Annotated in this window: 8 protein-coding genes; 7 read left to right on the top strand and 1 reads right to left on the bottom strand. The window is 57.3% G+C overall.

Annotated features, from left to right (window positions below):
* Window positions 1-4: 4 nt before the first annotated feature.
* A complete protein-coding gene (selA, locus tag AB7E65_RS03150) occupies window positions 5-1396 on the bottom strand; it encodes an L-seryl-tRNA(Sec) selenium transferase (RefSeq protein WP_072285466.1) in 1392 nt (463 codons plus the stop codon).
* A 315-nt stretch (window positions 1397-1711) separates the two neighbouring features.
* On the opposite strand from selA, the gene mobB reads away from it, so the two are divergent.
* From mobB to AB7E65_RS03115, 7 genes are all read left to right on the top strand, one after another.
* Window positions 1712-2209 carry a molybdopterin-guanine dinucleotide biosynthesis protein B gene (gene mobB, locus AB7E65_RS03145; protein WP_072285465.1) on the top strand — a complete coding sequence of 166 codons (498 nt, stop codon included), beginning with the start codon at window positions 1712-1714 and terminating at the stop codon, window positions 2207-2209.
* A 1066-nt stretch (window positions 2210-3275) separates the two neighbouring features.
* Entirely contained in the window at window positions 3276-3767 is a 492-nt protein-coding gene (gene nuoE, locus AB7E65_RS03140; protein ID WP_428745255.1) for an NADH-quinone oxidoreductase subunit NuoE, read from the top strand.
* 16 nt (window positions 3768-3783) lie between these two features.
* Window positions 3784-5637, top strand: a complete 1854-nt coding sequence (gene nuoF / locus AB7E65_RS03135; protein WP_428745254.1) for an NADH-quinone oxidoreductase subunit NuoF — start codon at window positions 3784-3786, stop codon at window positions 5635-5637.
* Window positions 5638-5673: 36 nt separating this feature from the next.
* Window positions 5674-8361 (top strand): formate dehydrogenase subunit alpha, encoded by a 2688-nt coding sequence (gene fdhF, locus AB7E65_RS03130; protein WP_428745253.1) that lies wholly within the window; start codon window positions 5674-5676, stop codon window positions 8359-8361.
* A 161-nt stretch (window positions 8362-8522) separates the two neighbouring features.
* Window positions 8523-9761, top strand: a complete 1239-nt coding sequence (locus AB7E65_RS03125; RefSeq protein ID WP_428745252.1) for a molybdopterin molybdotransferase MoeA — start codon at window positions 8523-8525, stop codon at window positions 9759-9761.
* Between the two features lie 194 nt (window positions 9762-9955).
* Window positions 9956-10729, top strand: a complete 774-nt coding sequence (locus AB7E65_RS03120; protein WP_072285461.1) for a DsbC family protein — start codon at window positions 9956-9958, stop codon at window positions 10727-10729.
* A 265-nt stretch (window positions 10730-10994) separates the two neighbouring features.
* Window positions 10995-12290 (top strand): DUF4403 family protein, encoded by a 1296-nt coding sequence (locus AB7E65_RS03115; protein ID WP_320362039.1) that lies wholly within the window; start codon window positions 10995-10997, stop codon window positions 12288-12290.
* Window positions 12291-12302 lie beyond the last annotated feature (12 nt).

Here is a 12302-nt window from a genome sequence, read left to right as displayed (position 1 = left end):
AAACTCAAGCTGAGACGGTGATGGATTGCAAGGCGCTGATGATGTCCGCAATCTCCGTGTCGGCCAGGGTACGCAGGTCCAGCAGGAAGGCGCCCTGCGATATTCTGCCGATAATCGGCAGGGCCCTGGTTCGCAGCCGCCTTTCCAGTTGCTGGGCGGACAGGCCTTCGACGGCGACGCAAAGCAGGGTTGTGGGGATTTCCAGCAGGGGGAAGGAGCCGCCCCCAACCTGGGAAAACCCCTTGCGGGCGGTGACGGTTACGGCGACCGGCAGTGCGCGTCGCATGCGACGTACGGCTTTTGTGGCCCGCTTGGCAAGCTCTTCGGCCGGGACCGTCAACATGCGCAGGATCGGTATGCGCTGCAGGGCTTCGCGTTCGTCCCGGTACAGGCGCAGCGTCCCTTCCAGCGTTGCGAGGGTGACCTTGTCAAGACGCAGGGCCCGCAGCAGCGGGTGTTTTTTCATGGGGTCCAGAAAACTGCGCTTGCCCACGATGATGCCGGCCTGGGGGCCGCCGAGAAGTTTGTCGCCGCTGAAACTGACCACATCCGCACCGGCATCGAGGTATTCCCTGATGGTCTTCTCACCGCGGAGTCCGCAGATAGAGAGATCCAGCAGGGTGCCGCTCCCTGCGTCTACCATGACCGGTACGCCGGCATCGCGACCGATGGCGACCATCTCCTCGGTGGAAACCTCGCTGGTAAAGCCGACCACGGCGAAATTGCTGGTGTGCACTTTAAGAAGCAGGGCGGTTTCCGCGGTCAGGGCGGCACGATAGTCCCGGGGATGGGTGCGGTTGGTGGCGCCGACCTCCCGCAGGATCGCACCGCTTTGTTCCATAACCTCGGGGATACGGAACGACCCGCCGATTTCCACCAGTTCCCCGCGGGAGACCACCACCTCCCTGTTACGGGCGAGGGAGGAAAGTGCCAGCAGTACCGCAGCCGCGTTGTTGTTGACCACCACCGCCGTCTCGGCACCGGTCAGCTGGCAGAGCAACTTCTCCACATGGGTTGCGCGGCGACCGCGTCCTCCTGTTTCCAGGTCGAACTCAAGCGTATTGTAGCCGAAGGCCGCATCCAGCATCATATCCCGCAGCGATTCGGCCAGCGGAGCCCGACCCAGGTTTGTGTGCAGAACCACTCCGGTGCCGTTGATCACGCGCCGCAAACCGGGCATGTTCATTGTTTCCAGGGTACCGGCAATCCGCGCGGCGATCGCATTGTCTTCGAGGCTTTCCGCGCCTGCGCCGCCAAGCAGTTCGCCGCGAAGCAGACCGAGGACTTCCCGCACGGCGCTGATTACCACCGGACGGGGATATCGGTCCAAAAGAACCTGGACGTCGGACCATTCCAGGACCTTGTCGACTTTCGGGATGTTTCTGAGCAAGAGGATAGCCTTTCCTGAAAAAACCGCGGCAACCGCGGCGTGGTCAAGATCGCGTTTTGTTGACCCCGGCGTTTTTGTCGCCCCATTGTATATTTCCCTCCTTCAGTGTCAAGTGGGTATGGGGTGTCTGGCCGAGGCCCTGGCGTTATCCATGGCTGCTTTTTCTGAAATATCCGCCAGATCGCGGGACATTGTTTTTTGAAACCATCGTGGTCGCAGGCAAAACGGGTTACAGGGTTGCCGGATTTTTTGATTGTGGTATGGTGTGCGAAATTCAGCCCGGGCCGTTCACGGATAACCCGGAATACGGGAGATGCTTTTATGTCCTCAATACCTGTGGTGGTTCTGGTCGGCACATCAGGCACCGGCAAAACCACTTTTCTCGAGAAACTGATCAGGCAACTGAAGCAACGTAACGTGCATGTCGCAACCATCAAGCATGATGTGCACGGCTTCGACATCGACAAACCCGGCAAGGATACCTGGCGGCATGCGCAGGCCGGCGCTGAGCTGGTGGCCATATCCTCGCCGTCAACTTTTGCCCTGATCCGGCACGTGGAACAGGAGATGCGTCTTGACGAGATAACGGCCATGATTGCCGGCGTGGATATCATCCTCGTCGAAGGCTATAAACGCTCCATCAACCCTAAAATAGAAGTCCATCGCAAGGCCCACTCCTCGGAGTTGTTGAGTTCGCCGGAAGAATTGCTTGCCGTGGTAAGCGATGCCGACTGGGACATCGGCGTGCCCGTTTTCGATCTGGAGGACGCCGTGGGTGTTGCCGACCTGCTGGCGCAAAAATATGGGCTTCGGGGCTGATGGAACATTGCCATTCCAGCGCTTTTTGCTGCATGGGAATTCCGTGGAGAAATGCAGCACAACGCTGGCGGCGGCATTTCCTTGCTATCGGTTTATAGAATCTTCTTGCATGTCCCTATGTAGTATGGTAAATAGCGATGCGTAAGTTCGGATCAAGCGGCGGGTAAGTACCGGTCGATGGCTTTCCCCCGCCGGCAAGGCAGACCATTGCCGTGGCAACGCGTTTTTAGCCTGGTCTCGATATCCGGAAAAACTTCCTATCATAGAGTGCGCTTATTTCGATCTCTGCTTTTGGCAGACTTTACGAAACCCGCATCTGCACCGTAATGTTACATGGTGCACGTGCGGGTTTTTTTAGCTGGTTTTCATCCGGAATCGGCCCTTTTCCGATGTGACGGCGTCAATCCGCAGGCTTGCTTGTGACTCGGGCCATCCATGGCCCTCGCCCTTCGGACAACCGGAGGATGTCCATTTTGCAATCCTGCGCGTGATGAAGCCTACCGATGTGCGCCATCACGTTGCCGCCTGGGCGTTTCGGGTGTGGTTCGGGCGGTTATGCCCAACCTCGGAACTTCAAGGCCAGGCGTCCGCTCGGGCAACTGTTTGAAACTGGTTGTCCGTACAGGCTTACAGCTGCAAACTTTCAGGCAATAAGCGGATGGACAGAGGGTTTGCCCGTTTGCCCCGTTGTCGGATGAACTACTAATCATTTGAGATTTGCCTGCGTAGACAGAATAAATACTGACCCGATATACACGATATAATTAAGCGCTCATTTCGACCTCTGCCTCTGGCGGACTCAACGAAACCCGCATTGATACCGGAAAAACTTCCTGTATTGGTGCGGGTTTTTTTTGTACGCGCACTTTCATTAAATAGCCAATGTGTTGCGACTTGCCGTGGAAGATCAGGATATTTCCCCTTGCGACATGCGGTTGCCCTTTGGAATGGATGAGGATCTGGGATAACAGGCGCTGCGAGACGGCCAACATGGAAAAAGGTTTTCATGCCCGGCGTTCACCTGGATTTTCCGGGTGGACACAAACTAACAGGAGAGGAGAAGAACATGGCGGTTTGCAATTGTGCCGGCGAACGTGTTGATTCGCCGCAAGATTTGAAATTGATGGAATTGCTGGACCACTATCGTGGCTACGATGGTGCGTTGATTCCGGTGCTCCAGGGTGCGCAGGATATCTACGGGTATCTGCCTGAGGAGGTTCTCGAAAAGGTCTCGAACGAGTTGAAGATTCCCTTCAGCGAGGTTTTCGGCGTGGTGACCTTTTACGCCCAGTTTCACCTCAAACCCCGTGGGCGCAACATCATCCGCGTCTGCCTCGGCACCGCTTGTCACGTGCTGGGAAATGCCAAGATTTTCGATCGCCTCAAGGCAATTCTTGGGGTCGACAATGGCGAAACCACGGAAGATCTGCGATTTACCCTGGAATCGGTGGCATGTATCGGGGCCTGCGGCCTGGCGCCATGCATCATGATCAACGACGACACTCACGGTCGTCTGACCGTGGACGGCCTGGAAGCAATCCTGAAACAGTATCAGTAAGGGGGGATGGCGTAAGATGAGCAAATTACAGGAAATGCGCTCCGGAATCGAGGAGCAGTACAAATCGAAACAGGACCGTGCCCGGATTGTGGTCGGCATGGGTACCTGCGGTATTGCCGCCGGCGCGGGCAAGGTCATGGACGCCATCAAGGCCGAAGTGGAAAAGACCGGCATGGACGTGGATGTCGATTTCACCAGCTGCATCGGCATGTGCTTCGCCGAGCCCGTGGTGGAGATGATGTCGCCTGGCAAGGCCAGCGTGGTATACGGCGGAGTATCTCCGGACAATGTGGTGCAGCTCATGAAGAGCCACCTGGTGGACGAGACCCCGATGCTCGACATGGCCCAGATTCAGATCCTGGGCGGCGCCAAGCCCTACGCGGATATTCCTGTCATGGAAAAGTCCGGGTATTACGCGCAGCAGGTGCGTTCGGTCACTTCGCGGCTGGGTCGCACCAACCCCGAGCGCATCGAGGACTATATCGCCACGGGCGGCTACGCGGGCATTGAAAAAGCCCTGAGCATGGAGCGCCTGGCGGTTATCGACGAGATCAAGAAATCCGGACTGCGCGGCCGCGGCGGCGGCGGTTTTCCTACCGGCACCAAGTGGCAGTTCGTGCATGACGCCGTGGGCGACAAGAAATTCATCGTCTGCAACGCCGACGAGGGCGATCCCGGGGCGTTCATGGACCGCAGCGTTCTGGAAGGCGACCCGCACGCGGTGCTGGAAGGGATGATGATCGCCGCTTACGCCATCGGTGCCAATGAAGGCGTGATCTACTGCCGTGCCGAGTATCCGCTGGCCATCCGCCGTCTCAATATGGCCATCAAGGTGGCGGAAGAGATGGGCATCATGGGTGAAAACATCATGGGCAGCGGCTTCAACTTCAAGGTGCGCATCAAGGCCGGGGCCGGAGCGTTCGTGTGCGGCGAGGAAACCGCGCTGCTCAACTCCATCGAAGGCCAGCGCGGCATGCCGCGGGTGCGTCCGCCGTTCCCGGCCCACAAGGGTCTGTGGCAGAAACCGACCTGCCTGAACAACGTGGAAACCTTCGCCAACGTACCGAATATCATCCGCAACGGTGGCGACTGGTTTGCCAGCATGGGCACCGAAAAGAGCAAGGGCAGCAAGGTGTTCTGTATCACCGGCAAGATCAACAACACCGGGTTGTGCGAAGTGCCCATGGGCATTACCTTGCGCGATCTGGTGTACAACATTGCCGGCGGCATCAAGGACGGCAAGAAATTCAAGGCGGTGCAAAGCGGCGGTCCCTCCGGCGGCTGCCTGCCGACCGAGAAGCTGGATCTGTCCATCGACTACGAGAACCTTGGCCAGGCCGGGGCGATCATGGGTTCCGGCGGTCTGGTGTTCATGGACGAGACCAGCTGCATGCTGGACATCGCCAAGTACTTCCTCAATTTCACCCAGATGGAATCCTGCGGCAAGTGCACCCCCTGCCGGGAAGGCACCAAGCGCATGCTGGAGATTCTGGAACGCATTTGCGAAGGCAACGGCGTGCCGGAAGACATCGACAACCTGGAACGCCTGGCCCGGGTCATCAAGACTTCGGCTCTGTGCGCCCTGGGTCAGACGGCACCGAACCCGGTGCTGACCACCCTGAAGTATTTCCGCGACGAGTACGAAGCGCACATCAACGAAAAGCGTTGTCCGGCAGGGGTGTGCCCGGCGCTGCTGACCTACACCATCCTGGAGGACAAGTGTGTGGGTTGCGGTGTGTGCATCAAGGCCTGTCCGGTGGGCGCCATCAGCGGCGAGAAGAAAAAGGCCCACGTCATCGATCCGAAGACCTGCGTCAAGTGCGGCGCCTGCGTGGCCAAGTGCAAGTTCGACGCTATCGTGAAAGCATAACCTGTCAGTATCCAAGAAAAAAAGGAGGAATGATCAATGCCTACAGTCACATTGACCATAGATGGCAAACAGGTGACTGTTCCCAAGGGAACGACCATCCTGCAAGCCGCGTGGCAAGCCGGAGCCTTTGTGCCGACACTTTGCCACGACCATGAACTGAGCAACCCCGGCGCATGCCGGATCTGTGTGGTGGAAGTCAAGGGCGCCCGCGCTCTGGTCGCCTCGTGCTGCGCCGAGGCCAACGAAGGCATGGAGGTTCAGACCGCCAGCCCGGCCGTCATCGAGGCCCGGAAAACCATTCTGGAGCTGATGCTTGACAATCATCCGGAAGACTGTCTGACCTGCCACCAGGCCGGCGATTGCAAACTGCAGGATTACGCCTATTTCTACGGCGTGAAAGCCGGCGTTTTCGGTGGTCAGAAGAAAGATTATCAGGTCGAAGACGACAACCTGTTCATTGTCAGGGACATGAACAAATGTATCCTGTGCGGCAAATGTCTGCGGGCCTGCGAAGAAAAACAGGGCCGGGCTGTCATTGACTTCGCTTACCGCGGCTTCAGGACCAAGGTTTCTACCGGCATGGACAAGCCCCTTGCGGATTCGGTCTGCGTCTCCTGCGGCAGTTGCGTGGCTGTTTGTCCCACCGGGGCGTTGACCGAAAAAGCCATGCTCGGCAAGGCGCGGAAGTGGGAAGTGGAAAAGGTCCGCACTACCTGTCCCTTCTGCGGGGTTGGCTGCAACTTCGATCTGAACGTCCATCAGGGCAAAGTCATCGGGGTCACTTCCAATCCCCTCAGCCCGGTTAACGGGCGGGATCTTTGCGTCAAGGGGCGTTTTGGAGCCGACTACGTGCACAGCCCCCGTCGCCTGACCAAGCCCCTGATCAAAAAGAACGGGGAGTTTGTGGAATCCTCCTGGGACGAGGCCCTCGATCTGGTGGCCAGCAAGCTCGGCGGGATCAAGGACAAATATGGCAGTGACGCCATTGCCGCTCTTTCTTCGGCCCGCTGCACCAACGAAGAAAACTACCTCATGCAGAAACTCATGCGCGCGGGGATCGGTACCAACAACATCGATCACTGCGCACGAACGTGACACGCTCCCACTGTAGCCGGTCTGGCTACTTCGTTTGGCAGCGGCGCGATGACCAACTCTTTCGCCGATTATCTGAATACCGATCTGTTCTTTGTTATAGGCTCCAATCCCACCGAAGCCCATCCCATGGCGGGCGCCAAGATCATGTCTTCTCTGTTAAAAGGGACCAAGCTGATCGTGGCTGACCCGCGCCGCATCGAGCTGGCTGAAAAAGCCGATATCTGGCTGCAGCTGCGGCCTGGCACGGATATCCCGTTGCTGAACGGCCTGATGCATATCATTATCAAGGAAGATCTTCACGACAAGAAATTTATCGATGAGCGTACCGAGGGATTTGAAGACCTCAAGGCCGCCGTCGCAAAATGGACTCCGGAAAAGACCTCCGAAGTTACCGGTGTTCCCGTAAACCTTCTTTATGATGCCGCCAGGCTCTATGCGGGCACGCCCAAGGCCATGCTCTGCTACACCCTCGGCATCACCGAGCATATCTGCGGTGTGGACAACGTCATGAGCACCGCCAATATCGCCATGCTTACCGGTCATCTCGGCAAGGAAGGCTGCGGCGTCAATCCCCAGCGCGGTCAGAACAACGTGCAGGGTGCCTGCGATATGGGTGCGCTGCCTGGTGACTATCCCGGATATCAGAAAGTCGTGAATCCGGAGGTACAGTCCAAGTTCGAAAAAGCCTGGGGTGTGAAACTGTCTCCCAAGGCAGGGTTGACCATCCCGGATATGATGGACGCTGCCGTGGAAGGCAAGCTCAAGGCCATGTATGTTTTTGGCGAGGATCCGGTCATGACCGATCCGGATGCCAACCACATCAAGAAAGCCTTCGAGGCCATGGATTTCGTGGTTGTGCAGGAAATTTTCATGTCCCAGACTGCGAAATACGCCGATGTTATTCTGCCAGGCGCCACCTTCGCGGAAAAAGACGGCACCTTCACCAACTCCGAACGTCGGGTTCAGCGGGTACGCAAGGCCATCGAGCCTATTGCCGATACTAAGCCTGACTGGAAGATTCTTTGCGAAGTCTCCAATCGGATGGGCTATCCCATGCAATATACTCATCCAACGCAGATTTTCAACGAGATCGCATCGTTGACACCGTCCTATGGCGGCATCAACTACGAGCGGATTGATGTTACCGGACTGCAATGGCCCTGTCCGACGCTCGACCATCCGGGTACCCCGATTCTGCACACCCAGAGCTTTTCCCGTGGCAAGGGCCTTTTCAAGGCTATCGACCATACGCCACCTGCGGAAATGCCGGATGAAGATTACCCCTACCTGCTTTCCACGGGCCGTATTCTTTATCACTACAACGTGACGACCCGCTATTCGTCCGCACTGGATACCCATCGGCCAGAAGAGGCGGCCATGGTTCATCCCGCGGATGCCAGGGTCCTCGGTATCGTTACGGGAGACACCGTGCAGGTGACCTCGCGGCGTGGCAGTATTCAGACCAAGGTCAATGTAACCGACAAAGTGCAGTCGGGCATGATCTGGATGAGCTTCCATTATCACGAATCGCCCACCAATGAATTGACTGTCAATGCCTTCGACCCGGTGAGCAAAACCGGCGAATACAAAGTTGCGGCTGTCAAGATTGAAAAAGCGGCAACAGCTTGATGCCTCAGGTGCCATGAGGAGAGCGAAAATGCCGGGCCCTTTGCGGGTCCGGCATTTTCGTGTTGAAGTACGCCGTGTCGTAGGAAAAATCGGATCGATTACCCGGTGCCATCCGGGCGTGCCCGGTTGGCAGATGCCATGTGGATCAGGAGATACAGAAAATGCTGCAGTCCATATCGATGGAAAATGCCCTTGAGATTCTGGGACAGTTTGCTTCCACGGTGGGAAGCGAAGAAATACCCGTTGTCGATGCTTTTGAGAGGATCTTGTCCGAAAACATAGAGGCCGGTTTTCCTCTTCCTCCCTTTCAGCGATCACCTTTGGACGGTTATGCCCTGCGCGCGGTCGACACCGCCGGCGCGGATGCGGATAGCCCGGTTGAACTGACGGTTGTACAAACTGTGTTTGCGGGTTGTGTACCGACCCATCCCCTGTGTGCGGGGGAAGCCGCGGCCGTCACCACGGGTGCGCCGCTTCCGGAGGGCAGTGATTGCGTCATCAAATTCGAAAGCGTCAGGCGGGATGGCGATAGCATAACGGTTTGCTCCCGGCTTCGCCCCGGGCAAAATGTGGTACCGCAAGGCGAGGATGTTGCCCATGGGGAAACGGTGCTTGAAAAAGGTGTGAATATCACCCCCGCCGTGGTAGGCCTGCTGGTATCCCTGGGCCTGGAAAAGGTTGTGGTATACAAAAAACCCAGGGTGGGCATTATCTCCATCGGCGATGAACTGCTGGAAGTGGGGAACCCTCTGGCCCCCGGAAAAATCTACAACAGCAATCTTTACGCGCTTGCCATTCAGGTCAGGGAGGCCGGCGGGATACCGATTCTTCAGGAAACCGTGCCGGATGATGTCGTGACAATCGCCTCGGCCATCAGTCGTGCACTTTCGCAAAACGACCTGGTCATTACCACCGGCGGGGCTTCCGTGGGCAGCAAGGATCTTGTCAGGGAAGGCATCGGCCGCAGCGGGGCGGATATCCTGTTCTGGAAGGTCGGCATGAAGCCGGGCACACCGGCAGTTTGCGGACAAAAAGGCGGAAAGTTGATGATTGGGCTGTCCGGCAACCCGTCGGCAGCCATGATAACCTTTCTCATGCTGGTGCGCCCCATTATCCGGTCCATGGCAGGAAAAGCGACAGGCAGCCTGCCGGAAGTCAGCGCCGTCATGGCACAGCCATTTGGTAAAAGCAGCAGCCAGCGCCGTTTGCTGAGGGCCGTGGTTAACTGGGAAAAGGGTGCCTATCGTGGGGTTCCCGCGGGAATCCAAAGCCCGGGTGCCCTTAAGTCCATGACCACCTGCAACGCCCTCATCGACATCCCTGCAGGGCACGGACCTCTGCAGGTGGGGGACGAAGTCAGGGCGCTTTTACTGCCTCCGCCGTATTGTCTTCAGGGATGAGCCTCTGGCAGTCTGTTTTATCGGTTTGATTCCGGCAATCGGTGATTGCATGGGCATCAGTGTGGTGGCGCGCAACGGACAAGCAGATTTTTTTCGATGAAGCGAGGGTAGGTACTTGTGTCGCGCAAGGCTCCGTTATACCATTGGCCGGGTTTACCGGGCGGTTCCGGATATAATCGGAGGAGGGACATTTTATGAAATTGCTGCTGACCGTTATGTTTTTCTTTTGCGCCGCCACGGCCTGGGCCTTTCCCAAGGACAGCTGCGGCGAACAGAGCTGCATCGATTGCCACACCCTGAGCAGGGAAGAAGCGAAGCACCTGCTGGGCAAACAGGCCGACCGGATTCTGAAGGTCGCGCCATCCCAGGTACAGGCCCTGTGGGTGGTCGAAGTGGAAAAAAAGGGTGAGCGCTTTCCCGTCTATATCGATTTCACCAAAAGTTATGTTTTGCGTGGCGAAATCCTGCGCCTGAAAGATGGTGAAAACCTGACCCGGGAACATGTCGCCAGGCTCAACCGCATCGATGTTTCCGCCATTCCTGTTGCCGATGCTCTGTTGCTCGGAAAACCCGGGGCCAGCAAAAAGCTGATCGTGTTTACCGACCCGCAGTGCAGCTTTTGCAAAAAGCTGCATGCCGAAATGAAAAAGGCGGTGGCCATCGATCCCGATGTCGCCTTTTATATCAAGATGCTGCCGCTCAATATTCATCCCGAAGCCTACGTGATCGCCAGGAGTATCGTCTGCAACCGTTCTCTGCAAATGCTCGAACAAAGCTTTGCAGGCCAGCCTGTGCCGCCGCCACTATGCCGCGCCGACGCTGTCGACCAGACCATCGCGCTGGCACGTAAGCTTGGCATCAATTCGACCCCGACGGTGGTGCTCCCCGATGGCCGGCCCATTTCCGGATTTCGCGATGCCGCAACCCTGCTGAAAATGGCCGGCTCCAGGGTGCAGCCGCCGAAGTAGAATGGACGAGTCGAGCAGGGGCGGAATGTCATGAGCCGTAGCGCAAATCAGCCAGGCCGCGCCGCACGACCGGGTGGGGTGTAAAAGATCAAGGCGAGGCAAACGGGCAGACCGCTCGTGGCGGTTTGGTTCTCTGCAATTCTGCTGCTTGACACGGCGATCCCTTTGCAGGATTATCCGGCCGGAAATATTCGGGTACAGCGATGGCGCCTTCGCCTTCCTGGATGGGCAATGGCGGCCGAGTGCTAACGGCAAGGGGGCAGGGATGACTTTTTTCAGCCGGTTCTTCATTGTTTTTATGTTATTGCTGTGTCACACCCTGTGTGTTTGGGCTGCTGTGCCGGCATCGTCCATCAATCTCACAATCGAGTCTTCGGCGGCCGACCTGGCCGGCATTATCAACAAGTCGGTTCCTGAAATGCTGTACAAGGGACACGGCGGACTGGGCACAGCGGTTACCGTTCATAGAAACGGACCGGCAACGGTCACCGCTTCGGAGGGATTCATCTATCTCGCAATGCCGGTTCAGGTGCGATTCAGCAACGCCGTCTATGAAAGTTATCCGCTGAAAACAAGGCTGTGTTTTAAGCTAAAAGTGAATGTTCTGCCCGATTGGCGCCTGAAAACCGAGCTTTACTACACCGGCTTGTCGGATAATCTGGCGGACACCTTTAAACTCGGGCCGCTGTCGCTGAAGCCCAAAAGCATGGTGGAGAACATCAGTCAGCCGGTGCAGAAACTCCTTGCACCCATTATCGACGCAAAGATCAATGACGCCATTCGACTGCGTGACAAGATCACGCCGCTGTGGCGCAGTGCGTTTTCACCGAAACCGGTCAGCAAGGAATACCGCGCCTGGCTGAAGCTGACGCCGGAAAAAATCGTTATGAGCCCGATTTCGGCGGCAAGCAATCGTATCCGTTTGTTTCTTGGGGTCGTGACCGGTGCCGAGATTACCGTCGGTCCCAAACCGGCTGCAACACCTGCCAGGCCGCTGCCACCAGTGCGGCTATGCTCCGATTTTGACAGGAGCTTCCATATACGGCTGCCCGCCGACATTTTTCTTGCCGATCTCGTGGCCGCCCTCAACCCGGTGCTTTTGAACCAGACCTTTGGCGAGGACAAGAAGATAACCATCCACAACTTCCACATGAAGGGGGAAAACGGGCGGCTTGTGGTTGTCCTTAACACCACGGGGGCGTTCGAGGGGAAACTGACCCTGTTTGCCAGGCCGGTGCACGACCCGCAAAAAAATACGCTCACCTTTGAGGATGTCGATTTCGACACACAGAACGCCGGGTGGCTGATAGGTGCCGGAAGCTGGCTGTTCAGCAGTCCTATTCGCTCCGCCATCAAGTCCAGACTCGATGCGACCGTGGTGGAACAGTTGGAAACGGCGCGCCTCAAGGCCTCTTCTGCCTTGTCTTGTGTGCAGGTAGCCGAACATGTTGAATTGGCCGGTGTCGTCAGGGCTTTGTCCCTTGGCGAGGCAGCGGTGCAAGACGATCGCCTGTCGCTTCATGTCATCGCCCGGGGCGAGACGCGTGTCAGCCTGAAATAACGGGAATTCAAA

Origin of the sequence: Syntrophotalea sp., assembly GCF_050253115.1 — a bacterium.
GTDB classification, from domain to species: domain Bacteria; phylum Desulfobacterota; class Desulfuromonadia; order Desulfuromonadales; family Syntrophotaleaceae; genus Syntrophotalea; species Syntrophotalea acetylenica.
Note: the sequence above shows the minus strand (reverse complement) of the source record. Positions and strands in the feature narration are given on the sequence as shown.